Origin of the sequence: Mycobacterium lehmannii, assembly GCF_002245535.1 — a bacterium.
In the GTDB taxonomy this organism is placed as follows: domain Bacteria; phylum Actinomycetota; class Actinomycetes; order Mycobacteriales; family Mycobacteriaceae; genus Mycobacterium; species Mycobacterium lehmannii.
The window spans coordinates 1-26,230 of the sequence record NZ_NKCN01000023.1; the positions used below are offsets into that span (position 1 = coordinate 1).

Annotated in this window: 19 protein-coding genes and 1 pseudogene; 12 read left to right on the forward strand and 8 right to left on the reverse strand. The window is 67.3% G+C overall.

All coding sequences use genetic code 11. From position 1 onward, the window contains the following. Window positions 1-270, reverse strand: a pseudogene (locus tag CEX87_RS27420) (DUF4190 domain-containing protein); the annotation flags it as partial. A gap of 106 nt (window positions 271-376) precedes the next feature. Here CEX87_RS27420 and CEX87_RS21350 point away from each other — a divergent pair. From CEX87_RS21350 to CEX87_RS21375, 6 genes are all read left to right on the forward strand, one after another. After that, complete coding sequence (locus CEX87_RS21350) at window positions 377-901, forward strand: general stress protein (RefSeq protein WP_064396250.1); 525 nt, start codon at window positions 377-379, stop codon at window positions 899-901. Window positions 902-1,092: 191 nt separating this feature from the next. Then, window positions 1,093-2,496, forward strand: a complete 1,404-nt coding sequence (locus CEX87_RS21355; RefSeq protein ID WP_064396337.1) for an ABC transporter substrate-binding protein — start codon at window positions 1,093-1,095, stop codon at window positions 2,494-2,496. Beyond that, a complete protein-coding gene (locus CEX87_RS21360) occupies window positions 2,493-3,422 on the forward strand; it encodes a carbohydrate ABC transporter permease (protein ID WP_165593293.1) in 930 nt (309 codons plus the stop codon). Before CEX87_RS21355 ends, CEX87_RS21360 begins: the two co-directional genes overlap by 4 nt. After that, entirely contained in the window at window positions 3,422-4,258 is an 837-nt protein-coding gene (locus tag CEX87_RS21365) for a carbohydrate ABC transporter permease (protein WP_064396253.1), read from the forward strand. The genes CEX87_RS21360 and CEX87_RS21365 overlap by 1 nt, the downstream gene beginning before the upstream one ends. 4 nt (window positions 4,259-4,262) lie before the next feature. Beyond that, window positions 4,263-5,480, forward strand: coding sequence for an ABC transporter ATP-binding protein (locus CEX87_RS21370; RefSeq protein ID WP_064396255.1), 1,218 nt, complete (start codon window positions 4,263-4,265; stop codon window positions 5,478-5,480). Further along, window positions 5,477-6,070 carry a suppressor of fused domain protein gene (locus CEX87_RS21375; protein WP_066844529.1) on the forward strand — a complete coding sequence of 198 codons (594 nt, stop codon included), beginning with the start codon at window positions 5,477-5,479 and terminating at the stop codon, window positions 6,068-6,070. The genes CEX87_RS21370 and CEX87_RS21375 overlap by 4 nt, the downstream gene beginning before the upstream one ends. Before the next feature lie 87 nt (window positions 6,071-6,157). On the opposite strand, the gene corA is transcribed toward CEX87_RS21375, so the two are convergent. After that, window positions 6,158-7,237 (reverse strand): magnesium/cobalt transporter CorA, encoded by a 1,080-nt coding sequence (gene corA, locus CEX87_RS21380; RefSeq protein ID WP_064396259.1) that lies wholly within the window; start codon window positions 7,235-7,237, stop codon window positions 6,158-6,160. 148 nt (window positions 7,238-7,385) lie between these two features. Here corA and CEX87_RS21385 point away from each other — a divergent pair, with 148 nt between their 5' ends. The 3 genes from CEX87_RS21385 to CEX87_RS21395 are packed head-to-tail and all read left to right on the forward strand — an operon-like array spanning window position 7,386 to window position 10,470. Beyond that, the gene (locus CEX87_RS21385) at window positions 7,386-8,375 is read left to right on the forward strand and encodes a malate dehydrogenase (protein ID WP_064396260.1); all 990 of its coding nucleotides are present in this window, start codon (window positions 7,386-7,388) and stop codon (window positions 8,373-8,375) included. Between the two features lie 49 nt (window positions 8,376-8,424). Next, window positions 8,425-9,621 (forward strand): NAD(P)-dependent malic enzyme, encoded by a 1,197-nt coding sequence (locus tag CEX87_RS21390; RefSeq protein ID WP_197696780.1) that lies wholly within the window; start codon window positions 8,425-8,427, stop codon window positions 9,619-9,621. Window positions 9,622-9,627: 6 nt separating this feature from the next. Next, window positions 9,628-10,470, forward strand: coding sequence for a glycine betaine ABC transporter substrate-binding protein (locus CEX87_RS21395; protein WP_094289042.1), 843 nt, complete (start codon window positions 9,628-9,630; stop codon window positions 10,468-10,470). A 21-nt stretch (window positions 10,471-10,491) separates the two neighbouring features. Here CEX87_RS21395 and CEX87_RS21400 read toward each other — a convergent pair whose 3' ends face one another. The 3 genes from CEX87_RS21400 to CEX87_RS21410 all read right to left on the reverse strand — a co-directional run bounded on the left by CEX87_RS21400 (window position 10,492) and on the right by CEX87_RS21410 (window position 16,246). After that, a complete protein-coding gene (locus CEX87_RS21400) occupies window positions 10,492-11,322 on the reverse strand; it encodes an SDR family NAD(P)-dependent oxidoreductase (RefSeq protein ID WP_064396264.1) in 831 nt (276 codons plus the stop codon). Between the two features lie 132 nt (window positions 11,323-11,454). Further along, window positions 11,455-15,285, reverse strand: a complete 3,831-nt coding sequence (locus tag CEX87_RS21405; protein WP_231984665.1) for a multifunctional oxoglutarate decarboxylase/oxoglutarate dehydrogenase thiamine pyrophosphate-binding subunit/dihydrolipoyllysine-residue succinyltransferase subunit — start codon at window positions 15,283-15,285, stop codon at window positions 11,455-11,457. A 196-nt stretch (window positions 15,286-15,481) separates the two neighbouring features. Next, the gene (locus tag CEX87_RS21410) at window positions 15,482-16,246 is read right to left on the reverse strand and encodes a hypothetical protein (RefSeq protein WP_064396267.1); all 765 of its coding nucleotides are present in this window, start codon (window positions 16,244-16,246) and stop codon (window positions 15,482-15,484) included. A 141-nt stretch (window positions 16,247-16,387) separates the two neighbouring features. On the opposite strand from CEX87_RS21410, the gene CEX87_RS21415 reads away from it, so the two are divergent. Both CEX87_RS21415 and CEX87_RS21420 read left to right on the forward strand, forming a co-directional pair. Then, complete coding sequence (locus tag CEX87_RS21415) at window positions 16,388-17,680, forward strand: multidrug effflux MFS transporter (RefSeq protein WP_064396269.1); 1,293 nt, start codon at window positions 16,388-16,390, stop codon at window positions 17,678-17,680. An 85-nt stretch (window positions 17,681-17,765) separates the two neighbouring features. Next, window positions 17,766-19,634, forward strand: a complete 1,869-nt coding sequence (locus tag CEX87_RS21420) for an MFS transporter (protein ID WP_064396271.1) — start codon at window positions 17,766-17,768, stop codon at window positions 19,632-19,634. Here the strand turns inward: CEX87_RS21420 and CEX87_RS21425 are convergent. Both CEX87_RS21425 and CEX87_RS21430 read right to left on the reverse strand, forming a co-directional pair. Next, window positions 19,631-20,983, reverse strand: a complete 1,353-nt coding sequence (locus tag CEX87_RS21425; RefSeq protein WP_064396272.1) for an FAD-binding oxidoreductase — start codon at window positions 20,981-20,983, stop codon at window positions 19,631-19,633. The two genes, CEX87_RS21420 and CEX87_RS21425, sit on opposite strands and share 4 nt — an antisense overlap. Further along, window positions 20,983-24,408, reverse strand: a complete 3,426-nt coding sequence (locus CEX87_RS21430) for a TM0106 family RecB-like putative nuclease (RefSeq protein ID WP_094289043.1) — start codon at window positions 24,406-24,408, stop codon at window positions 20,983-20,985. Before CEX87_RS21430 ends, CEX87_RS21425 begins: the two co-directional genes overlap by 1 nt. 199 nt (window positions 24,409-24,607) lie before the next feature. Between CEX87_RS21430 and CEX87_RS21435 the strand changes: the two genes are divergently transcribed. Further along, window positions 24,608-25,513: a hypothetical protein gene (locus tag CEX87_RS21435; protein ID WP_064428538.1), complete on the forward strand. Its 906-nt coding sequence runs from the start codon at window positions 24,608-24,610 to the stop codon at window positions 25,511-25,513. A 90-nt stretch (window positions 25,514-25,603) separates the two neighbouring features. Here CEX87_RS21435 and CEX87_RS21440 read toward each other — a convergent pair whose 3' ends face one another. Then, window positions 25,604-26,155: an LppP/LprE family lipoprotein gene (locus CEX87_RS21440; protein ID WP_064425467.1), complete on the reverse strand. Its 552-nt coding sequence runs from the start codon at window positions 26,153-26,155 to the stop codon at window positions 25,604-25,606. Between the last annotated feature and the right edge of the window lie 75 nt (window positions 26,156-26,230).

Sequence of the window (26,230 nt, forward strand, 5' to 3'; positions counted from 1 at the left end):
GGCGCCGGGCGGTGGCGGATAGGCCCCGGGCGGCGGTGGCGGATAGGCGCCTTGGGGCGGCGGGGGGTAGGCCGGAGGCGGCGGATACCCCGACGACGGGTCGTATGCCGGCGGAGCCTGGTAGGGCGAGCCGTACACGGATGGCTGATCGCCCTCGGACGTCGACTGCTCGATCGGCGGCGCCTCGTAGCCGCCGGACGTCTGCTCGGACGCACCCCCGTCGGATTCGGATGGTCCGTTTCGTGCTGCGTCCTCCCCGGGATTTGTCATGCTTGTCAACCTAGCGTAATTCTCGGGCACGATTGCGGCCATCGCGGCGTTGTCCCTTACGAGACAGCAACTTAACGATTTGCGGCAAAGAGGAGAAAGAGGACCGATGACCAGCCCGTTTCAACCTGGAGCAAATCCCGGCGCAACGCCGGGTAGCCCAAATATGGGCCGCGGCCCGGCGGGTCTGCCCACACCGCCGAAGGGGTGGCCCATCGGTTCGTATCCGACGTACGCCGAGGCGCAGCGCGCCGTGGACTACTTGTCGGACCAGGAGTTCCCCGTCCAGCAGGTGACGATCGTCGGCGTCGACCTGATGCAGGTCGAGAGGGTCACCGGTCGACTTTCGTGGCCCAAGGTGCTCGGCGGTGGTGTCCTGACCGGTGCGTGGCTGGGCTTGTTCATCGGCCTGATTCTCGGGTTCTTCAGCCCCAACCCGTGGGCAGCACTGGCCACCGGCCTGATCGCCGGTGTGTTCTTCGGCCTCATCACATCGGCGATCCCGTATGCGATGGCACGCGGCACAAGAGATTTCAGTTCCACGCTGCAACTCGTCGCGGGCCGCTACGACGTCCTGTGCGATCCGCAGAACGCCGAGCGCGGACGGGATCTGCTGGCGCGCTTGACCATCTGAGGTCCGCGCGCGATCGGTAGCAGAGGCACCATCACCGGTACGGCGTATGCGCAGTTCGCGATTGCGTAACGGTGTGCGACGCGCGCCGTCGAGGTGTTGCAAACCACATGCTTGTGGCAATACGGTTTGCGCGCGGGAGATTCCCGTCGGTGACATCACGCGGACGGAGGCGGGTGGTGCGCTTCCCCAGCATGCGCGGCGGCCCACGACGGATGGGTGCTGCGGCGATTGCTGCGCTGACGACGGCGTCAACGCTGACGGCGTGTGGTTCCGACAGCGGCGGCATCGTCATCAACTACTACACGCCCGCCAACGAAGCGCAGACCTTCACCGCCGTCGCCGAGCGGTGTAACGAACAGCTCGGCGGCCGCTTCCGAATCCAACAGATCAGCCTGCCCAAGAGCGCCGACGATCAACGGCTCCAACTCGCGCGGCGGCTGACCGGAAACGACAGAAGCCTCGACGTCATGGCCCTCGACGTGGTGTGGACCGCCGAATTCGCCGAAGCCGGTTGGGCGTTGCCGCTCTCTGACGATCCAGCCGGCCAAGCCGAAGCCGATGCGAGGGCCAATACGTTGCCGGGCCCGCTGGAAACGGCCATGTGGCAGGACAAGCTGTACGCCGCGCCGATCACCACCAACACCCAATTGCTTTGGTACCGAGCCGATCTGATGGCGCAGCCACCAACAACATGGGACGACATGGTGGCCGAGGCGACGCGGTTGCACGCCGCGGGTGAGCCGAGCTGGATTGCGGTACAAGGAAAGCAGTACGAAGGCCTGGTCGTGTGGTTCAACACCCTGCTCGAAAGCGCGGGCGGTCAAGTGCTTTCCGACGACGGCAAAACCGTCACGTTGACCGACACACCCGAACACCGGGCCGCCACCGTCAAGGCGCTGCAGATCATCCGCAACGTCGCCACCGCACCAGGCGCGGACCCGTCGGTGACTCAGACCGACGAGACCACCGCACGGCTGGCACTCGAACAGGGCAAGGCGGCGCTCGAGGTGAACTGGCCCTACGTGCTGCCGTCGCTGCTCGAGAACGCGATCAAGGGCGGGGTGTCGTTCCTGCCGCTGGACGAAGACCCCTCGCTGGCCGGCAGCATCAACGACGTCGGCACGTTCTCGCCCAGCGACGAACAGTTCGAGACCGCCTTCGAGGCGAGCAGAAAGGTCCTTGGGTTCGCCCTGTATCCGGGCGTGCGACCGGGCGAGGCGGCAAGGGTCACCATCGGCGGCCTCAACCTCGCCGTGGCGAAGACGACGCAGCACAAGGCCGAGGCGTTCGAAGCCATCCGATGCCTGCGCGACGTGGAAAATCAGCGGTACACCTCCGTCGAAGGCGGGCTGCCCGCGGTGCGCACGTCGCTGTACAGCGATCCGGCGTTCCAGGTGAAATATCCGCAGCACGAGATCATCCGCGAACAGCTCACCAACGCCGCGGTGCGTCCCGCCACACCCCAGTACCAAGCGGTTTCCACCCGCATCTCCACCACGCTGGCTCCGATCACCGACATCGACCCGGAGCGCACCGCCGACGAGCTCACCGAGCAGGTGCAGAAGGCCATCGACGGTAAGGGGCTGATCCCGTGACCGCCCCACCGGCGACCGCGACCGCACCGGTGCCGAGCGCGACCGGCAGCGACGACACTCGCTCGGAACGGAAGCTGGCATTCCTGCTCATCGCGCCGGCCGTCGTGTTGATGCTCGCGGTGACCGGCTACCCGATCGCTTACGCGGTGTGGCTGAGCCTGCAGCGCAACAACATGGCCGCACCCGACGACACCGAGTTCATCGGGTTGGAGAACTACGTCACCATTCTCACCGACCAGTACTGGTGGACAGCCTTTTTCGTCACGCTCGGTATCACCGTCGTCTCGGTGGCCATCGAATTCGTCCTCGGCATGGCGCTGGCACTGGTGATGCACCGAACCATCTTCGGCAAGGGCGTCGTGCGAACGGCCATCCTCATCCCGTATGGCATCGTCACGGTCGCCGCGTCCTACAGCTGGTACTACGCGTGGACACCGGGCACGGGATACCTGGCGAACCTGCTGCCCGAGGGCAGTGCCCCACTGACCGAACAGCTTCCGTCGCTGGCGATCGTGGTGCTCGCCGAGGTGTGGAAGACGACGCCGTTCATGGCGCTGCTGCTGTTGGCCGGATTGGCGCTGGTGCCACAGGATCTGCTCAACGCCGCCCAGGTCGACGGTGCAGGCGCCTGGAAGCGGCTGACCAAGGTGATCCTGCCGCTGATCAAGCCGGCGATCCTGGTGGCGCTGCTGTTCCGCACCCTCGACGCCTTCCGGATCTTCGACAACATCTACATCCTCACCGGCGGGGCCAACAACACGGGCTCGGTGTCGATTTTGGGATACGACAACCTGTTCAAGGCGTTCAATGTGGGCCTCGGCTCGGCGATCAGCGTGCTGATCTTTCTGTGCGTGGCGATCATCGCGTTCATTTACATCAAGATCTTCGGTGCCGCGGCGCCGGGGTCCGCCGAGGAGAATCGCTGATGGCTGAGCGGGTCGGTGCGTCGCGGGTGACGGGTTGGACGATCGTCAACGCGCTGGTTATCGTCTACGCGCTCTTCCCGGTGCTGTGGATCCTGTCGCTGTCGCTCAAGCCAACCTCAAGTGTCAAGGACGGCAAGCTGATTCCCGCCGAGATCACCTTCGACAACTACAAGGCGATATTCCAGGGCAACATCTTCACCTCGGCGCTGATCAACTCGATCGGTATCGGCCTGATCACCACGGCCATCGCGGTGGTGATCGGTGGGATGGCTGCGTACGCGGTGGCGCGCCTCGACTTCCCCGGCAAGAAGCTGCTGATCGGCGTCTCCCTGCTGATCGCGATGTTCCCCCATATCTCGCTCGTCACACCGCTTTTCAACATCGAACGCGCGGTCGGCCTCTTCGACACCTGGCCCGGCCTGATCATCCCGTACATCACCTTCGCGCTGCCGCTGGCGATCTACACGCTATCGGCGTTCTTCCGGGAGATCCCATGGGATCTGGAGAAGGCGGCCAAGATGGACGGTGCGACACCCGCGCAGGCGTTCCGCAAGGTCATCGCCCCGCTCGCCGCGCCGGGCATCGTCACCGCCGCGATCTTGGTGTTCATCTTCGCCTGGAACGACCTACTTCTCGCGCTGTCGCTGACCGCCACCGAACGCGCGATCACCGCGCCGGTGGCGATCGCGAACTTCACCGGCAGTTCGCAGTTCGAGGAGCCGACCGGATCGATCGCGGCGGGCGCGATGGTCATCACCATCCCGATCATCATCTTTGTGCTCATCTTCCAACGACGGATCGTCGCCGGACTGACATCCGGCGCGGTGAAGGGGTAGTTCCATGGCCGAAATTGTGTTGGACCGGGTGACGAAGAGTTACCCCAACGGCGCGACGGCCGTCCACGAATTGTCGATGACGATCGCCGACGGCGAGTTCATCATCCTCGTCGGCCCTTCGGGATGCGGAAAGTCGACCACGCTCAACATGATTGCGGGGCTGGAGGACATCACCTCCGGTGAACTGCGCATCGGTGGCGAGCGCGTCAACGAGAAGGCACCCAAGGACCGTGACATCGCGATGGTCTTCCAGTCCTACGCTTTGTACCCCCACATGAGCGTTCGGCAGAACATCGCGTTTCCTCTCACGCTGGCCAAGCTGAAGAAGGACGAGATCGCCCGCAAGGTCGACGAAGCCGCGAAAATCCTTGACCTGAGCGAGCTTCTGGACCGCAAACCGGGGCAGCTGTCCGGCGGTCAGCGGCAACGCGTCGCGATGGGCCGCGCGATCGTGCGTGATCCCAAGGCCTTCCTGATGGACGAGCCGCTGTCGAACCTCGACGCCAAGCTCCGTGTGCAGATGCGCGCGGAGATCGCCCGCCTGCAGGACCGGCTGGGCACGACCACCGTCTACGTCACCCACGACCAGACCGAGGCGATGACACTGGGCGATCGCGTGGTGGTGCTGCTTGCCGGGGTGGCCCAGCAGATCGGAACGCCCGAGGACCTCTACAACCGCCCGACGAACCTGTTCGTCGCCGGTTTCATCGGTTCGCCTGCGATGAACTTCTTCAGCGCGACGATCACCGACGTCGGCGTCCGGCTGCCCTTCGGCGAGGTCACCCTCACCCAGGAGAATTACGACCTGCTGGCCCGGCGCAACGCGCCGAGAAACGTGATCGTCGGCGTCCGGCCCGAGCATTTCGAGGACGCCGCGGTGCTCGACGGATATGCGCGCATCCGCGCACTGACCTTCGACGTGACGGTTGACATGGTCGAGTCGCTGGGCGCCGACAAGTATCTCCACTTCAAAACCGAAGGCGCCGGGGCGCATTCGGCGCAGCTCGCCGAGCTGGCCGCCGAGTCAGGCGTCGGCGAGAACGAGTTCGTGGCACGGGTTTCGGTCGATTCGACCGCCAGACAAGGCGACACGATCCAGTTGGCGTTCGACACGTCGAAGCTGGTGGTCTTCGACCCCGAGACAGGCAACAACCTCAGCCTGCCCGAGGCCGATGCGCCTGCCGATTCACCCGCGGGTTCAGCCGCGCCGCCGGCCGAGTGATCGACGTCCCCGCGAAGGTCCGCACCCACCTGCGTGAGCATTTCGCCGGGCAGGGCATCGATTCCGAGCCCGCCGAGGCCAGCGTCACGTTCCTTGGCACCGAGACCATCGGCGTGCTGCGCTTCGGGCCGGGCCCCGACGGAGTCATCCACTATGTGTCGCTGGGCTGTTCGCGTCATCCGATGTTCGACCCGACCGAGATGGTCACCGACGTCGTGCACGGTCCTCGCGCGGAGGTGATTGTCGCCCTTCGCGGACCCTCGCCGCGGGGACTGCACCGGTCGATCGCGATCGTGGCCGCCGCGCCCGCGGTGGAAGGGCTCGTCCTGGCGCCCGATGCATTGATCGACCTCGAGACACCGCTGTGGGAGAACACACCGTTCACCGCGTTCCTGTTGAGCGACAGCGAAATCGACGACGTTCCGTTGGCCGACCCGCTTGAGCCGGTGAAGGTGTTGGCCGCCACGCCGATCACCGCGACCGAAGCCGCGTGGGTGCGCCTCAAGGGCGCCGACGCGATGCGCGAGGCGTGGCAGCAGGACGGCGTCGACGTGCTCGACCCGGCACGTCGGGCGGCCAAGCCGAGCTGAGTTGAAGCCAGCGCAAGCAGTCGCGAAATTGCGTTCCAGCAGAAGAAGGTCGAGTACGGGCCTGCTGGAACGCCATTTCGCGCAAAATCAGAGCCAGTTGTTACTACGGAACGTGCGATACAGCAGCGTGCATACCGTTGCCATCAACAACAGAACCGCGGGGTAGCCCCACGACCAGTCCAGTTCAGGCATGTGGTCGAAGTTCATGCCGTAAACACCCGCGATGGCCGTCGGTACCGCGGCGATGGCCACCCACGCCGAGATCTTGCGCATGTCGGTGTTCTGTTGCATCGCAACCTTGCCGAGTGCGGCCTGCACCAACGACGTCAGCATCTCGTCGAAGCTGGCGATGCGGTCCGAGGCCTTGGTGTTGTGGTCGAACACGTCGCCCATATAACGACGCACCTCGACTGAGACGAGGTCGTCGTGATCGGACAGCAGTCGTTGCAACGCCAGCGTGAGCGGGCTGACCGACCGGCGTAGCTCGACGACCTCCCGCTTGAGCAAATAGATGTATTCGACGTTGGTCTGGCGATTCGGCGAGAAGATCTCTTCCTGCATCGCGTCGACGTCGGCTTCGACGAGTTCGGTGACCTCGAGATAGCCGTCGACGACATGGTCGGCGATCGCATGCATGACGGCGTAGGGCCCCAATTCGGCCAGACCGGGGGAGGCGTCGAGGCGGTGACGTACGCTCGCCAGTCCGCTGTGGTCTCCGTGGCGCACGGTCACCACGAAATTCGCGCCGGCGAAAATCATGATCTCGCCGGTCTCCACGATGTCGCGCGCGTTGGCTACCGATTCGTGCTCCACGTAGTTGACGGTCTTGAGCACCAGGAACAGGGTGTCGTCGTAGCGCTCCAGTTTGGGCCGCTGATGAGCATGAACGGCGTCCTCAACCGCCAGCTCGTGCAGGCCGAACACCTCGGCCACCGACTGCATCTGGGCCTCGTCGGGTTCGTGCAACCCGATCCAGACGAACGCCTTCTTGCCGTCGCGCTCCACTTCGCGCACCTCGTCCAGTGCCGCCGCGGTGGAATATGTGCCCGCCAGCCGGGTGCCCTGACAATAGATGCCGCAGTCGACGGTGACGTTGGTCACCGGTGCGTGGCCGTCGGCGCCGATAGCTGGCGTGGACGCTTGACGGGTCGGGCGAAATGAGGGCACTGGGTCGCTCCCCCCGGGCGGACGGGGCCCAGGTATTGGGCCGTGGTAGATGCTACGCGGCTGGGCGCGTCGGCTGCCTGCTAGTTTCGTTCCCGACGCAATCCGCCCGCGGTGCGGGCAACGTACATCTGTCCAAGGAGCATCTGACGTGAGCACAACTCCCCTCAAGGTCGCAGTCACCGGTGCCGCCGGCCAGATCGGCTACAGCTTGCTGTTCCGCCTCGCGAGCGGGTCACTGCTTGGCCCCGACCGGCCGATCGAACTGCGGCTCCTCGAGATCGAGCCGGCCCTCAAGGCGCTCGAGGGTGTGGTGATGGAGCTCGACGACTGCGCGTTCCCGCTTCTTGCCGGCGTTCAGATCGGCGCCGACGCGAACAAGATCTTCGACGGTGCGAACCTGGCGCTGCTCGTCGGCGCCCGCCCCCGCGGCCCGGGCATGGAGCGCAGTGACCTGCTCGAGGCCAACGGCGCGATCTTCACCGCCCAGGGCAAGGCGCTCAACGAGGTCGCCGCCGACGACGTGCGCATCGGGGTGACCGGCAACCCCGCCAACACCAACGCGCTCATCGCGATGTCCAACGCCCCCGACATCCCGCGTGAGCGGTTCTCGGCGCTGACCCGCCTCGACCACAACCGGGCGATCAGCCAGCTGGCCCGCAAGACCGGCGCCAAGGTCACCGATATCAAGAAGATGACGATCTGGGGCAACCACTCGGCCACCCAGTACCCCGACGTCTTCCACGCCGAGGTCGGCGGCCGCAACGCCGCCGAGGTGGTCAACGACCAGAACTGGATCGAGAACGACTTCATTCCGACCGTCGCCAAGCGCGGTGCGGCGATCATCGACGCCCGCGGTGCCTCCTCGGCGGCGTCGGCCGCCTCGGCGACCGTCGACGCGGCCCGGGACTGGCTGCTGGGCACGCCCGCCGACGACTGGGTGTCGATGGCGGTGTACTCCGACGGTTCCTACGGAGTGCCGGAGGGCCTGATCTCGTCGTTCCCGGTAACGACGAAGGACGGCGACTGGTCGATCGTGCAGGGCCTGGACATCGACGATTTCTCCCGCAGCCGCATCGACAAGACGACGGCCGAGCTCGCCGACGAGCGCAAAGCGGTCACCGATCTCGGCCTGATTTGAGGCAGCGGGCGATTAGGTTACCTACCAGTTCGTCGTTAACCTGGGCGCCGTGTCGCAAGCGGTGAGAGACCTTCCATTGACCGGATCCAACATCGTCCTCAGCGATGAGGAGATCTTCGCGGCCCACGTAGGCGGCAAGCTCTCGGTAGCGCTGAACGCGGCCCTCGACACCGAACGGGCGTTGTCCGTCGCCTACACGCCGGGCGTGGCCCAGGTCAGCCGTGCCATCGCCGCCGACCACACGCTGGCCGCCCGCTACACGTGGGCGAGCCGAATGGTGGCGGTGGTCAGCGACGGCAGCGCGGTGCTGGGGCTCGGTGACATCGGCCCGGCGGCGTCGCTGCCGGTGATGGAGGGCAAGAGCGCGTTGTTCAAGGCGTTCGCCGACCTGGACTCGATCCCGATCGTGCTCGACACCAAGGACACCGACGAGATCGTCGAGACCCTGGTCCGGCTGCGTCCGACGTTCGGGGCCGTCAACCTCGAAGACATCTCGGCCCCGCGATGTTTCGAGATCGAGCGGCGCCTGGTCGAGGCGCTGGACTGCCCGGTCATGCATGACGATCAGCACGGCACCGCGATCGTCGTGCTGGCCGCCCTGCTGGGTGCGGCCAAGGTCGTCGATCGCGAGATCGCCTCGCTTCGGGTCGTGGTCTCCGGCTGCGGCGCGGCAGGCATCGCGTGCGCGAAGATCCTGATGGCGGCGGGCGTCAGCGACATCACGCTGCTCGATTCGCAGGGCATCGTGCACAAGGGTCGCCAGAACCTCAACTCCTACAAGGCCGACCTGGCCGAGTCGACCAACCCGCGCGGGCTGACCGGCGGGCTCGCCGAAGCGCTCGAGGGCGCTGACGTGTTCCTGGGGCTGTCCGCCGGCGTGGTGCCCGTCGACCTGGTCGCCTCGATGGCGCCGAACTCGATCGTGTTCGCGCTGTCGAATCCGGATCCGGAAATCCACCCCGACGACGCGAGCCGGTACGCGGCCGTCGTCGCCACCGGGCGCAGCGACTTTCCGAACCAGATCAACAACGTGCTCGCCTTCCCGGGCGTGTTCCGCGGTGCGCTCGACGCCGGTGCGCGCCGTATCACCGAGCGGATGAAGGTGGCCGCCGCCGAAGCGATCTTCTCGGTCGTCGGGACCGACCTCGAACCCGATCGCATTGTGCCGAGCGTGCTCGACCCCCGGGTCGCCCCCGCGGTCGCACAGGCGGTCGCCAGTGCGTCCCGCGACGCGTCGGGAGGCTAGACGCAGGTGGGCCGGCGGCTGGCGCTGGCGCTCGTCGCGGTGATCGTGGCGAGCACCGCAGCGTGCGGCGAGGACACCGAGCGGCCGTCGATAGCCGTCGGCGCCACACCCGATCCGGAGTCGACGTTGAGCGCCCACCTCTATGCCGCCGCGCTGCGCTCGTACGGCAACCCCGCTCACGTCAAGATCGAGGACGACCCGCTGACCGGGCTGGACACCGGGGCCGTCCGCGTCGTGCCCGGGCTCACCGGACGGTTGCTGGACCGGTTCAATCCCGAGTCGGCGGCACGGGCGCCGACGCAGGTGTACCGCGAGATGGTCTCCGCGCTGCCCGAAGGCGTCGCGGCGGGGGACTACACCACGTCGGCGGAGGACACGCCCGCCCTAGCGGTCACCGAGGCGACCGCCGGAAAGTGGGACGGGCGCGACGTCACCGCCGCGGTGCGCAACTGCGACGGGCTGACCATCGCCGCGGTCGCCGACGCACCCCGTCCGGAGACGATCGGCACGTGCGAACCCAACGTGACTGAATTCCCCGACAGCGACGCGGCTTTCGATGCTGTTCGCTCCGGCCGGTTCCCCGCCGCGTGGACGACGACCGCGGCTCCCGGCATCCCGCCCGAACTGGTGATGCTGTCGGACCGTACGTCGCTGATCCGCGCGGAGAACCTGGTGCCGCTGTCTCGCCGCAACGGGCTCAACGAGTCACAGGTGCTCGCGCTCAACGAGGTCGCAGGCGTGCTGGACACCGCGGCGTTGGCCGAGATGCGCGCCGAGGTCGCCGACGGCGCGGATCCAGGCCACGTGGCCGACGCGTTCCTGGCCGAACACCCCCTCGGCGACTCGTAGACGTTCGAGAGCGCCGCAGCCTCAGTGGCTGTTGGGCACGAGACGCTTCATCACCGACAGGAACAGGCGCTGATAGCCCGAACCGGTGAGCCGCACGATCGCGTCGAGTATCTTCGCGTCGGCCCCGACCAACACCCGCGCCCGGTCCTTGCGGACACCGTCGAGGATGATTTTCGCGGCCTCCTCGGGCGTGGTCCGTGTCAGCCTGGTGTCGAACGTTTTGGTCAGGCCCTCGCGGTCGACGCCCTCAGCGGCCGTCGAGTTGCGCATGATCGCGGTCTTGATCCCGCCCGGGTGGATGGTGGTGACCTTGACCGGATGGCCCGCGGCCTGCATCTCCTGGCGCAGCGCCTCGGTGAACCCGCGGACCGCGAACTTCGCCGAGTTGTATGCCGCCTGACCCGGAACCGAGAAGATGCCGAACAGGCTCGACACGTTGACGACGTGCCCGTCGCCCGACGCGATCAGATGCGGCAGGAACGCTTTCGTGCCGTTGACGACGCCCCAGAAGTCGACGTCCATCACCCGTTCGATGTCCTTGTACGGCGTCACCTCGACATCGCCGACATACGCGATGCCTGCGTTGTTGTAGATCTGGTTGACCTTGCCGAAGTGCTCGACGACCGCGTCGGCGTACAGCTCGAAGGCCTCACGCTCGGTGACGTCGAGGCGGTCGGTCCTCACCGGTGCGCCGATCGCCTTGAGCCGCTCCTCGGTCGCCGCCAGACCTTCGGCGTCGACGTCGCTGATCGCCACACTCGCACCCGACTTGCCCAGCTCGATCGCCAGCGCCTGTCCGATACCCGACCCGGCACCGGTCACCACGGCGACTTTTCCGGCGAAGCCCTGCATAACCACTCCCTCGTGTTGCTGCCGTCAAGAGGCTAGCCGGTACCGCGGGTCCGCCCACTAACGGGTTGATCGCCCTGACGTGAGGTGCGGGCAATCAACCGGTTAAGGCCCGCCGAATGCGAAGGCGAAGGCTCAGGCGAACGCCTCGTCGATGATCTCCTGCTGCTCGACGGCGTGCACCTTCGACGAGCCCGACGACGGCGCCGACATGGCCCGCCGCGAGACGCGCGTGATGCCGGTCAGCTTCTCCGGAAGCACCTCCGGCAACGTCAGCCCGAACGTCGGCCACGGACCCTGGTTCGCCGGTTCCTCCTGCACCCACAGGTACTGCTCGACGTTGGGGTAGCGGTCCAGCGTCTCGGCCAGCCGGCGCCGCGGCAGGGGGGCGAGCTGCTCGACGCGCACGATCGCCACGTCGTCGCGCTCATCCTTCTTCTTGCGCGCGGCCAGCTCGTAGTAGAGCTTGCCGCTGCACAACAGCATCCGCTTGGCCTTGTTGCGATCCCCGTCGCCGTCGGTGTAGGTCGGCTCCTCGAGGACCGAGCGGAACTTCTGCTCGGTGAAGTCGCGGATGTCGCTGACGGCGGCCTTGTTGCGCAGCATCGACTTCGGCGTGAACACGATGAGCGGCCGGTGGATGCCGTCCAGGGCGTGACGCCGCAGCAGGTGGAAATAGTTGGCCGGCGTGGACGGCATCGCGATCGTCATCGACCCTTCGGCCCACAACAGCAGGAACCGCTCGATGCGGCCCGACGTGTGGTCGGGGCCTTGGCCTTCGTGACCGTGCGGCAGCAGCAGCACGACGTCCGAACGCTGGCCCCACTTGGCCTCGCCGGAGCTGATGAACTCGTCGATGATCGACTGCGCACCGTTGATGAAGTCACCGAACTGCGCCTCCCACAACACCATTGCGTCGGGGTTGCCGACCGAGTAGCCGTACTCGAAGCCGACGGCCGCGAACTCCGACAACGGGGAGTCGTACACCATGAACCTGCCGCCGGTCGGGTTGCCGTCCTTGTCGACGGTCAACAGATCCAGCGGGGTGAACTCCTGACCCGTCTTGCGGTCGATGATCACCGAATGGCGCTGGGTGAACGTGCCTCGGCGGGTGTCCTGCCCCGACAGCCGCACGGTCTTGCCCTCGGCGATCAGCGAGCCGAGCGCGAGCAGCTCGGCGAACGCCCAGTCCACCTTGCCCTCGTAGGCCATCTCGCGGCGCTTCTCCAGCACGGGCTTGACGCGCGGGTGCACGTTGAAGCCCTCGGGCACCGACAGATGGGCGTCGCCGATCCGCGCCAGCAGCGACTTGTCGACCGCGGTGTTCGTACCGGCGGGCACCATCTGGTCGGCTTCCACCGAAGCGCTCGGTTCGATCTCGTGTTTCTCGAGTTCGCGCACCTCGTTGAAGACGCGTTCCAGCTGGCCCTGGTAGTCGCGCAGCGCGTCCTCGGCCTCTTTCATCGAGATGTCGCCGCGGCCGATCAGCGCTTCGGTATAGCTCTTGCGCACACCGCGCTTGACGTCGATCGCGTCGTACATCCGCGGCTGCGTCATCGACGGGTCGTCGCCCTCGTTGTGCCCGCGGCGGCGGTAGCACAGCATGTCGATGACGACGTCCTTGTGGAACTTCTGCCGGAAGTCGACCGCGAGCCGGGCCACCCACGCGGCCGCTTCGGGGTCGTCGCCGTTGACGTGGAAGATCGGCGCACCGACCATCTTGGCCACGTCGGTGCAGTACTCCGAGGACTTGGCATCGGACGGCGATGTGGTGAAACCGATCTGATTGTTGACGATGATGTGGATCGTCCCGCCGACGCGATATCCCCGCAGCAGCGCCAGGTTCAGCGTCTCGGCCACCACACCCTGACCGGCGAACGCGGCGTCGCCGTGCAGCATCAGCGGCACGACGCTGAACGCCCCGGCGCCCTCACCGTCGCCGTCGCCCCCGTCGATCACGTCCTGCTTGGCGCGCACCAGGCCCTCCAGGACCGGGTCGACGGCCTCGAGGTGCGACGGGTTGGCCACCAGCGACACGTCGATGTCGTTGTCGCCGAACATCTGGATGAACCTGCCCGACGCGCCCAGGTGGTACTTCACGTCACCGGAGCCGTGCGCCTGCGACGGGTTCAGATTCCCTTCGAACTCGGAGAAGATCTGCGAGTACGGCTTGCCGACGATGTTGGCCAGCACGTTGAGCCTGCCGCGGTGCGGCATGGCGACGACGACCTCGTCGAGCGCGTACTCGGCGCACTGGTCGATCACCGCATCCATGGTCGGGATGACCGTCTCCGCGCCCTCCAGCGAGAAACGTTTCTGGCCAACGTACTTCGTCTGCAGGAATGTCTCGAACGCCTCGGCCGCGTTGAGCTTGCTCAGGATGTACTTCTGCTCGGCGACGGTCGGCTTCTCGTGCTTCTTCTCGATGCGCTCCTGCAGCCACTGCTGCTGCTCGGGTTCGAGGATGTGCGTGTACTCGACGCCGATGTGGCGACAGTAGGAGTCGCGGAGCAGCCCCAACACGTCGCGCAGCTTCTTCTCGTCGGCGCCGGCGAACCCGTTGACCTTGAACTCGCGGTCGAGGTCCCACAGCGTCAGCCCGTGGGTGAGGATGTCCAGGTCGGGGTGGCTGCGGAAGCGGTTCTTGTCCAGCCGCAGCGGATCGATGTCGGCCATCAGGTGGCCGCGGTTGCGGTAGTCCGAGATCAGCTCGATGACTCGGGCGTTCTTGTCCTCGACCGAGTCCGGGTTGTCGGTCCGCCAGCGCACCGGCTCGTACGGGATGTGCAGCTCGCGGAAGATCTCGTCGAAGAAGTCGTCGTCGAGCAGCAGTTCGTGAATGGTGCGCAGGAAGTCACCGGATTCGGCGCCCTGGATGATGCGATGGTCGTAGGTCGACGTCAGCGTGACCAGCTTCCCGATACCCAGTTGGGCGATGCGTTCCTCGCTGGCGCCCTGGAACTCGGCGGGGTACTCCATCGCGCCGACGCCGAGGATCGTGCCCTGGCCGCGCATCAGCCGCGGCACCGAGTGCACGGTGCCGATGGTGCCCGGGTTGGTCAGCGAGATCGTCACGCCGGAGAAGTCGTCCATGGTCAGCTTGCCGTCGCGGGCCCGCCGCACGATGTCCTCGTAGGCGGCCACGAACTGGCCGAAGCCCATCGTGTCGGCCTTCTTGATCGCGGCCACCACCAGTTGCCGGTCGCCGTCCTTGCGTTGCAGGTCAATGGCCAGGCCCAGGTTGGTATGTGGCGGGGTGACCACGTTGGGCTTGCCGTCGATCTCTTCGAAGTACCGGTTCATGCCCGGGAACTTCTTGACCGCCTGCACGAGCGCATACCCGATGAGGTGGGTGAACGAGATCTTTCCGCCGCGGGTCCGCTTGAGGTGGTTGTTGATGACGATGCGGTTGTCGATCATCAACTTGGCTGGGACCGCGCGAACACTGGTCGCGGTCGGCACCTCCAGCGACGCCGCCATGTTCTTCACGACGGCCGCGGCCGCGCCGCGCAGCACCTGAGTCTCGTCGTCGCCGCCCGAATCTTCGGCCTCGGCGTCCTTGTCCTTGGTCTTGGCCTTGGCCTCAGCGCCCTTGTTCTTGGGCTCCGATTTCTTGGCCGACTCCTTCGCGGGCTCCTTGTCCTTGGCGGGCGCCTTGGCCGGTGCCGACGACTTTGATCCCTTGCTCTTGGAGGCGCCGGCGTCGGATTCCTTCGCCTTGGTCTCGTTGGCTGAGGTCTCCTTGGCGGGGGTCTCCTTGGCGGGCGGGGCGGCGCCGTTGCCGCCGGACTGCTTGGGCGCGGGCGCGGGGGCAGGCTCCGGCGGGCTCACCGGTCCTGCGCTGCGCTGACCGTTGCCGCTGCGAGCCTGACTCTCCGAGGAGGTCGGCTCAGGGGAGTAGTCGACAAGGAATTCGTGCCAACTGGGATCTACCGACGAGGGATCCTCGCGGAACTTGCGATACATCTCCTCGACCAACCACTCGTTCTGTCCGAATGGTGAAGGTGAGCTCACGGTAGCTACTCGCCTCAATTCTTCGCTTCACGCGAGCGCATCTGAAACGCTCGCCAGGTTCTGTACGGATTACCCGCATTCCGCCGACTAAAGGCTAGCGCCGAAGCATCGGCCAGACCACGACAACGACCTTCCCGGCCATGTGCCGCTAGTCCTTGGACGCGGGCAGCATGTGCACCACCGTCGGCCATCGCGGTGGCGGGGTGCCGAACGCGCTGTGCGCATTGTCGATGATTCGTTTGCCCATCAGGCGGTTGCCCACACCGCCGACGACCGCGCCGACGCCGACGGGCAGCGTCTTGCCGAACGCGAGCGCGCCTCGCTTGAGGGTGTAGCGCTTGACGAAATATCTCAGCAGGCGCGAGTTCAGCTGCGACAGCGCAGGCAGCGGGAGGGTGGCCGCCCCGTCGGCGACCCAGGCGCCTCTGGTGCGGCCGCGGCCGACCAGGTCGGCGATTGCACGCTTGCTGTCCTCGCCGACCAAGACCGCCAGCACGAGCGCGCGACGCCGCTCCTGGTGCTCGGCCGGAATTCCGTGCACCTCGGCTACGGCGAGCACGTACAACGCCGTCGCTTCCAGGAAGACGACCGTCTCGCCGGCCACCGACGCCATCGCGGTCAACGTCCCGATGCCGGGGAACGCGGCAGCCGACCCGACGGCGGCGCCGCTGGCCATCACCGCGCTCAGATAGCGCTTCTCGAGTTTCTTGATGACCTCGGCCGGCGCCGCGTGCGGGTCCTGTTCGCGCAACCGGTCGACGTACGCCTTGACCGCGGGAGCTTGCACGCGCGAGCCGCGCTCGATGATGCGGGACAGCGCCTTGGCGGCGACGCTCGGATCTTCGCCGGAGCCCGCCTTGTCTCCCGGGCTGCCCGCCGGTAACTGGCTCTTGGCCTTCGACCGGGCACTCATGGGGCCTCCTGTCCGAACGACTCGTTTCAGGCTATCGCTTCGGCTAACGAACGACGGCGTCGGTGAGTGCCCCGGCCGTGATCGCGCTCACCTTATGCCGGGCAGGGAAGAAAATAATGAGAAGCGGCGCTCTTCATTCCCATGGCACCATCATCGGCTGTGGATCTGACGACTGCCCCGACTCCGATTCAGGAGGGCACGTCTGTCAGCCGCATCCGGATGATCGTCGTATTGGGCGTCATGGTGGCGCTGGGCCCGCTGACCATCGACATGTACCTGCCCGCGCTGCCGAGGATCGCCGAGGAACTCGGGGTGTCTTCCTCGATCGCGCAGCTGACGCTCACCGGGACGCTCGCCGGGCTGGCGCTCGGCCAGCTGGTCGTCGGTCCGCTCTCCGATTCGCTGGGCCGCCGCCGCCCGTTGATGGCCGGGATCGTGCTGCACATGATGGCCTCGCTGATGTGCATGTTTGCGCCCAACATCGAGGTGCTCGGGTTGGCTCGGGCGCTGCAGGGAATGGGCGCCGCAGCGGCCTCGGTGGTCGCGGTCGCCGTCGTCGGCGATCTGTTCACGGGCTCGGTCGCGGCCACGGTGATGTCACGACTGATGCTGGTGCTCGGCGTGGCGCCCGTCCTGGCTCCGTCGTTGGGCGCGGCGGTCCTGCTGAAGGCCTCCTGGCACTGGGTGTTCGCCGCTCTGGTGCTGTTGGCGGGATTGTTACTGGTCGTGGCGGCGACGGCCCTGCCAGAGACGCTGCCGGTCGCGCATCGTCGCCCGCTGAAGGTGCGCGGTATCGCAATGACGTACCTGGAGTTGCTGCGCGATACCAGGTTCGTAGTGTTGGTGCTAGTCGCGGCGCTGGGCATGTCGGGGCTGTTCGCCTACATCGCGGCGGCGCCGTTCGTCCTGCAGGGTCGCTACGGCCTGGATCAGCAGGGGTTCGCGCTGGTCTTTGCCGCCGGCGCGATCGCGCTGATCGGCGCCACGCAGTTCAACGTCGTCTTACTGCGCCGGTTCCGGCCGCAGACCATCGTGCTGTGGGCCCTGACCGTGGCCTCGCTGGCCGGTGCGGTCTTCGTCGGGATCACGGTTGCCGACGTGGGCGGGGTGGCCGGATTCGTCGTCCCGGTGTGGGTGCTCCTGGCCGCCGTGGGCTTCGTCATCCCGAACGCGCCGGCGCTGGCGTTGACCCGGCATCCAGACGCCGCGGGCACCGCGGCCGCTCTGCTCGGCGCGGGACAGTTCGGTCTGGGTGCTGCGATCGCCCCGCTCGTCGGTGCCCTCGGCAACGACGAGTTCGCTCTGGCCGCGGTGATGACGGTGGGTATGGTGATCGCGTTGCTCGCGCTCATGGCCGTCGGTGTGTCGGCGGCCGGACGCGCGGGCGACTCCGAACGCGATGTCACCGCCGACGTCGTGCCCGAGCCGGCCTGACGCTTCGCAGCGCGTGGTCCCGCCTTGTCGGGATCGACCACGCTCCGTAGCGTCGGCGGCATCGCCGAGTGCTAGTCGACCCAGAATGTTGTCAACGCTTTTCACCAGGCAGAACACGTCAACGAACCCGTGGCATGCGCTGTGGGCGATGATGGTCGGCTTCTTCATGATCCTGGTGGACGCGACGATCGTCGCGGTCGCCAACCCGTCGATCATGGCCACGTTCGGCGCCAGCTACGACGCCGTCCTGTGGGTCACGAGCGCCTATCTGCTCGCATACGCGGTGCCGTTGCTGGTGGCGGGCCGCCTCGGTGACCGGTTCGGCCCCAAGAACCTGTACCTTCTCGGCCTCACGGTGTTCACCGTCGCCTCGCTGTGGTGCGGACTGTCCGACACGATCGGGATGTTGATCGCCGCGCGGGTCGTGCAGGGCTTCGGCGCGGCGCTCCTGACGCCGCAGACCCTGTCGACGGTCACCCGCATCTTCCCCGCCGAACGGCGGGGCATGGCGATGAGCGTGTGGGGGGCGACGGCCGGGGTCGCGACGCTGGTCGGTCCGTTGGCCGGCGGGATCCTGGTGGACGCCCTCGGGTGGCAGTGGATCTTCTTCGTCAACGTGCCGATCGGGGTGGTGGGCGTGGCGTTGGCGCTGCGGCTGGTGCCCGAGCTGCCGAGACAGAGGCAGCGACTCGACGTTGCGGGGGTGATCCTCTCGGCGGTCGGGTTGTTCCTCATCGTGTTCGCCCTGCAGGAGGGGCAGGCGAACAGGTGGACCCACTGGGTCTGGGGCCTGATGGCGTTGGGCACCGGGGTGGTCGCCGCGTTCCTGTTCTGGCAGGCAGCCAACCGCAACGATCCGCTGCTGCCGCTCGAGATCTTCCGCGACCGCGACTTCTGGCTGTCGACATTCGGCGTCGCGACGATCGGGTTCGTCGTGACCGGGATGATCGTGCCGGTCATGTTCTACGCGCAGGCGGTGTGCGGGTTGTCGCCGACGCAGTCGGCGCTTCTGACCGCGCCGATGGCGATCGCCACAGGTGTGCTCGCGCCCGTCGTCGGACGGATCGTCGATCGGTGGCACCCACGCCCGGTGGTCGGATTCGGGTTCTCGGTGCTGGCGATCGCGTTGACCTGGCTCTCCCTGGAAATGGCGCCCGCCACTGCGATCTGGCGGCTGGTGTTGCCGCTCACCGCGACGGGGATCGGGATGGCGTTCATCTGGTCTCCGCTGGCCGCGACGGCTACCCGCAATCTGCCGACCCGGTTGGCCGGTGCGGGTTCGGGTGTCTACAACACCACCCGCCAGGTCGGGGCCGTGCTGGGCAGCGCCAGCATGGCGGCGTTCATGACGTGGCAGGTCAACTCCGAGATGCCGCCGTGGGCCGATCCGGCTCAGGGTGATGCGGGTGCGACGCAGTTGCCGTCGTTCCTGCACACGCCGTTCGCGGCCGCCATGTCGCAGTCGCTGTTGTTGCCCGCGTTCGTCGCGCTGTTCGGTGTGCTCGCCGCGGTGTTCCTAGTCGGCTATGCGCGCCGCCCACCAGAGGGACCCGCCGCCGTCGAACCAGTCGACGAGCCCGACGACGACGAGGCGTTCGTCGACGACGATGACGACTACGTCGAGTACACCATCGACTGGGACGACGGCTCTGCGTCATGGGTTCCCGCCGAGCGGGAACCGGCGACCGAGCCAATGCCCGCGCGCGATGAGCGCCCGCCCGAGCAGTCCGACGACTCGTGGCGCGCGATTCTCGACCAACTGCTCGCCGACATTCCGCCAGCGCCGCCCGCCAAACCCGCAGCCGATCCGATCGGGCTCTCGCACAACGGCTTACACGTCGAGAACGAGCGGCGGCTCACATCGCTGGAATCGGCCCGGCCGGACGGCGAGGCCTATCGCCACCGCGGGGAGTCCCGTTCCAGCGGCAGGCATGCGCGCGACGACCGCGACTAGTCGAACAGCACCGCGGGGTTGAGGTAGCCGGACGGGTCGAAGGCCGCCTTCACCGTCCGCATGGCCGCGATATCGGCGTCGGCGCGCGACATTGCGAGGTACGGGCGCTTGCGGGTGCCGACGCCGTGCTCGCTGCTGACGTTGCCGCCGAGGTGGGCGATGAGATCCATCATCGCCGAGTACAGGGCTTGTTCGGCTTGGCTGTCGAGCGTGCACCGCACGAGGTTCAGGTGCAGGCTGCCCTCGCCGACATGACCGAACAGCACCGGAATCGCTTCGGGCGCATGGCGGCCGACGAGTCGAACCGCATCGGCGGCGAACTGCGCGATGGCCGAAAGCGGAAGCGAGACGTCGAACTTCAGCGGCGGGCCGTACACGCCGAGCACTTCGGCGATGGCCTCGCGCACCTGCCAGAGTCGTTGCTGTGCGGCTGTGTCGACGCCGACGGCGGGTTCCCCGCACAGGTCTGCGCCCTCGATCGCGTCGGCGAGTCGATCGGTCTGGTCGGTGTCGCCCGCCAGTTCGATCAGAAGCTGCCAGGCGCCGTCGACGGGCGCGGGCACCCCGGCGTGCTCGGCGGTCAACGCGCTGGCGCGCGCGTCGATCAATTCCAGTGCGGCGATGCCGTCCAGGTCGCGGAAGATCCGTCCGGCGGTGACGAGCGCGTCGAGGTCGGCGAACCCGCAGATCGCGGTCACCCGGTGTGGCGGTGTGGGGTGCAGTCGCAGATCGAGCGCGGTGATGACGCCCAAAGTGCCTTCCGCGCCGACGAACAGCGACGCCAGGTCGTAGCCGGTGTTGTCCATCCGCACCCGGCTGTGCCGGTGCACGACCGAACCGTTGGGCAGAGCCACATCCAAGCCGATCACCTGCTCGCCCATGTTGCCGTAGCGGACGGTGCGCAACCCGCCGGCGTTCGTCGACGCCATCCCCCCGACGGTGGCGGTGTCGCGCGCGGCCAGGTCGACGCCGAACACCAGCCCTGCCTCGCCGGCCGTCCGCTGCACCTCGGCCAGAGTCACTCCGGCGCCCACCGAGATTCGGCGTTCGGTGATGTCGACGTCACCGATGTCACGCAGTCGCTCGGTCGACAGCAGCACGTCGTCGTGTTCGGGAACGGTGCCCGCCACCAGCGATGTCCGTCCGCCCTGCACGGTGACGTAGGCACCAGCGTCGCGGCAGGCCCGCAGTACGGCGGCGACCTCGTCGGCCGACCCCGGCCGCACCAGGGCGCTGGCCCGGCCGCGGTACCGCCCGGTGTGGTCGACGACGCGTGCGGCGAGCACATCGGGATCGCTGCTGACGTAGGCCTTCCCGACGATCTCGGCCAGCCGCTCGGTCAGGCTCATCACGTCGGTGTGTCGCTCGCGCCCAGCGACAGGAACGCTCCCAACTCGATCAAGCGGTCCGGTGTGCTCGGCAGATACTCGGTGAGCACCTCCGAACGGACGATCACGCTGAGGTACTTCGCGCGGCTGACCGCGACGTTGAGTCGATTCCTGTTGAGCAGAAACGATATTCCGCGCGGCACATCGTCGATGGAGGACGCCGTCATCGATACGAACACCACCGGCGCCTGCCTGCCCTGGAACTTGTCCACGGTGCCGACCGCGACGTCGGGCAGCCCGGCGTTCTCGAAATAGTCACGCAGCAGCAGCACCTGGGCGTTGTAGGGGGCGACGACCAGGACGTCCTTCTGGGTCAGCGCGCGGGCGCCGTGCTCGTCGGTCCAGTCGCTGCCGAGCAGCGTCAGTGTCGCCGCGACGATGGCTTCGGCCTCTTCGGGGCTGCTCGTGGAGTTGCCGTCGTGGGGGATGGACACCACACGTACACCGGGAGCTTGTCCGTGAAGGCGGCGCGCTGCCGGGTGGCCGTTCGCGGACTGCAGCCTGCCCTCGTAGGCGAGCCGGGATACCGGGGCGCACACCGCGGGATGCATCCGGTGGGAGCGGTCGAGGAAGTAGCCGAATTGTTCGGGCAGAGTGCGGTTTTCCTGCACCAGCCAGCCCAGCACCGATGCGTCGACCGGCTCGGGATGGTGGCCCTGGCTGACCTGAGGCAGCTGTTGCGGGTCGCCCAGCAGCATCAGGTTGTCGGCCGCCCTGGCCACCGCGATGGTGTTGGCCAGGCAGTACTGACCCGCCTCCTCGATCACCAGCAGGTTCAGGCTGCGGGCCTGGACGCGAGTGTCGTTCGCGAAATCCCATGCGGTGCCGCCGATGACGCAGCCGGCGTGGTCGGCGATGAACGCCGCATACTCGTCCTTGTCGATCGCCCGACAGCCGACGTCGTCGGGGCAGTCCTTCTTGGCGATGCGCTCGGGGTCCACGCCTGCCTTGATCAGGTCGCGAAAGAGGTTCTCCACCACCGCATGTGACTGCGCCACGACACCGACGCGCCACTGGTGGTCGTTGACCAGGCGGGCGATGATCCGGGCGGCCGTGTACGTCTTGCCGGTCCCGGGTGGGCCGTGCACCGCCAAATATGACGAGTCCAGGTCGAGCACCGCGGCGGCGATGTCGGCGGTGACATCGCCGGTGCGGGGCAGAAGGGCGCCGCTGCAGGTGCGCGGCGGCCGGCGCAGCAGGATATCGACCACCGCCGTGCGCGGCAGATCCGGTAGCGCAGCGGCGACCTCGGCGGCCGCGCTGTCGATGGCCTCACGTAACTTTTTGTTGGGAACGATGTTTCGCGGCGTCAGCGCGAACGGGGTCTGCGTGAACGTCCCGGCAGGGGTCTCACGTTCGCAGATCACCACCCGGGTGGGCGGGTCGTCGACTTCGATGACGTCGGCGTTGCCGGCCGCGCGCCGGTCCGCGTTGTCCGCCATGCCCGCGGGCGACGGCGGCTCATACAGTGCGAACACCTCTCTGCTGACGTCACCGCCCTCCAGCGCCCCGGTCAGTTCCAGCCAGCGCTGCTGTTTACGGGCCCGCGTCGACGGCAGATGCCAGTCCTTGACCACTGCCACGCCGTCGGCGTCGACCAGGAACACGTCGTTGGTGTCGCCCCACTCGTCGACAGGACTGTTCAAGCGGTCGAAATGCGCCCACCAGAACGGCTTGTCCTCGCGGCGGTGATATCCGCGCGCGGCGGCCAACAATGCCACGGCCGTCTGCTCTGGACTGCGTTGGGCCACACCGTCCCCGGCAAAGTCCATCAGCGTGCGCGCCAGGTGATCGGTGTCCTCGACGGCGACGCTCTGGGTGACCGGCTGCGGCCCGAGCGGCGGGACGCTCGACTCGATTGCGATCTTGATCAGCCAGTCGCGCAGCCGATGTGTCGATCGGCAGTCGTAGCGGTTGTAATCCTCGATCTTCTTGAGCATGTTGTCGGCTTCGTCGTGACGACCTTCGGCGCGCAGCTCACAGAACCGCGCGTACATCGTGATCGACTCCGTGGCCGTGGTGACGTCGCCGGTGCGCAGTTCGGAGCCCATGTACAGCGGCTCCAGGGACTTCAGGCTGTAGTTCTCCGTGCCGACGCGAATGCTCTTGCGCACCAACGGATACAGGTCGACCAGAACACCGCTGCGCAGCAGGTCGTCGACCTCGTCCTCGCCGACCCCATAGCGGCCGGCCAACCGGAGAAGCGCCGTCTTCTCGTACGCCGCGTAGTGGTAGATGTGCATCTTCGGATGCCGCTTGCGGCGCTGGCGCACCAGCTTGAGGAAGTCGACAAGGGCCTTGCGCTCACTCGGACGGTCGTGCGCCCACAGCGGCCGGAAACCGCCGCCGACCTCGAGCACGCCCCACATGTACTCCAGGCCCCACTCGCGACCGTCGGCGCTCCACAGCGGGTCGCCTTCGAAGTCGAAGAACAGGTCGCCCTTGTCGGGGTCGGGTAGCAGGGTCAACGGTTGGGCTTCGACGATCTGATACGGGGGCTTGCCGTCCACCCGCGGCGCCAGCTGCAGCCTGGCCTGCTCACGCAGCGCGGTGAGGGTCCGGGCCGGAAGCTCGGCGACCGGTCCTTCGTGTCGCGCGAGTTCGGCGACGGTGCTGATGCCGGCGTCGAGCAGGCGCGCCCGTTGGCTGACCCGCATGTTCGCCACCAGCAACAGGTCGTCGCCGGCGCGGACCTGGGCCTCGCATTCCGGGCAGCGGAAGCACGCGCGCACGGTGTCGTCGGCCCAGTCGACCGGCTCGCCCGACGCGAAGTGGTCGTCGAGCAGCCGCTGCAGGGCTTCGCGCCGCGGGCGGTAGACCGGGAGCAACTCATCGATGCGGTAGCTCGCGGTGGCGCCGTCGCCCAAGATCAGCTCGACCTCCTCGGCCACCGGCACACCCGCGGCCGTGAGCGTTTCGGCGTAGGCGGCCAACTGCAGCAGCGCCTCGACCTTCACCGAGCGCGCGAGCTTGGTGTCGCGCAATCGATACCGCTCACCGTCGGCGTCCCGCTCCAGGATCAGGAAGTCGGCGAAGCCGACGAATCGGCCGTCGAACATCGCGGCCTGGTAGATCACCTCGGCGCGGCGCTCCACAGCGCGGCGCGTCTGCTCGGCGGCTGCGGTCAGCCCGTCGACCGTGTACGGCGGCCTGCCGATGATGGCGACGTCGGCCCCGTCGCGCAGCAGGTCGAGGTGCCGCTGTTCATGCTCGTCGCCGAGCTGAGCCGTCCTGGCCAACAGCTCGTCCTCGCTCGCGACGGCAGGACCTCGTCCGAGCTTGGCGTCGAACGCGCGCAGCAGCGCGTACTCGCAGCGGGCTGCCGCTGCGAGATCGGATGCGCTGTATACGACGCGGGTTTCGGCGCCCTCGGAGGCCACGAACACGCTGCCACTGTATGTGACCCGGACGACACATTCCGGCTCCCTCGGTCCCCGCGAACGTGGGTTACCCGCACACCTATTGCGGCTCGGGCGTGACACGAGGCCACACTCGCCGATTCACAACGACGCGCGTATCCACAGCCCGAGCGTTCAGTGGTCCGCACCGACCGATTCTGTGGGACTCGGCACTGACCGTGACCGCATGGATACGAAGTCATCGCCGTTCATCGGCACCGAAGGGTTGGCGGCAGGCGGGGTGACCAGGCGAACACTGGTCAGCCGCCACAACATGATCTACCGCAATGTCTACCTGCCGAAAGGGGTGAAGCTGACGCCGGAGAGACGGGCGGTCGCGGCGTGGCTGTGGTCCCGGCGAAACGCCACGATCGCCGGAATATCCGCCGCGGCGTTGCACGGATCCCGATGGATCGACGAGAACCTGCCCGCCGAATTGATCCGTGGCGAAGCCTGTGATGTCGACGGAATCACCATCCATCGGGCGAAACTGCGCGATGAGGAGATGGGCATGGTCCATGGAATGCCGGTGACCACGCCGGTGCGAACGGCATTCGACCTCGGCCGCGGGGGCAGCCTCGAGACGGCGATCATCAGGGTCGATGCGCTGGCGAACGCTACCGGTCTCAAGCCGGTCGACGTCGGGCGTCTCGCCGAAACGCGTCGTGGCGCCCGCGGCATCGTGCAGCTGCGACGGGTGCTCGAATTGATGGACGGCGGCGCTGAGTCGCCGCAGGAAACCAGGACACGCCTGCTGATGCTCGCCGCCGGATTCCCGAGGCCGCAAACGCAGATCCTCGTCGCTGACGAGTACGGCTGCTTCATCGGCCGCGTCGACATGGGCTGGGAGGAGCTCAAGGTCGGCGTCGAATATGACGGTCCGCAGCATTGGGACGATCCCGCACAGCACGCGCGCGACATCGACCGGCTGGCGGAACTGGGGGCTCAGCGCTGGCTGATCATCCGGGCGAGTCGCGATATTTTGCGCTCTCGCCCCCATGTCTTTCTCGCGCGCGTACGGGACGCGATGCAGGCGAGGGGCTGGCCGCATTCGGATGAGGTTCGACTCGACGCGCGAATTGCTTGGCTCTAATACGCCGAGTGTGGGATCGACACACGTCCTCGCCACGAAAGGTGTGCGGGTAACCCACGTTCGGCGGAGGAGGCGGACGGCGGGCGGCACTCAGCCGCCGGTGTTCCCGATCAGCTCGACGCCGTTTCCGTTCCAGCGGAACCTGACCACGCTGTCGAGGCCGGGGACGCCGTTGGAGTAGCGCAGCGCGACCGTGTCGCCGGTGCTCTCCGAGGTGTCGACGCCGTTGAACCCGTAGGTGTCGGGCGCGCCGCTCGGGATGAACTTGCCGAGGTGGAACATCACCGCCCGAGTGTTCGGGTTGGTGGTGTTGGTGTTGGCCTTGACGATGACGACCGACAGCTGCGCGCACTCGTTGTAGTTACCTGCGATCGGCTCCGGGTTCCAGCCCTGGTCGCTGCGTGGATCGCGGGGCAACTCGGCCACCGCCCTGGTGATCTCCGGCGCGGCGAGGTTGACCGCGCACGGGTCGGCCGCCGCGGGTGCGCTGGGCGCCGCCGCTTTCGGGGCCGACGGCGGCGGCCCGGCAGGGGGAGGTGCGGCGGGGGGCATCGCGTCGGGCGTCTTCGAGACCGTCGAGTCGCTGGCTCCGCAGCCGACGGCGACCACCACCACCGCCGCAAGCGCCGCCGCCGATCGCATGAGGCCGTTGAGCCGAACCGTGCACATCACTTGAGCCACCCTTGCAAATCGCGTCGACCAGGTCGCGCCGACACA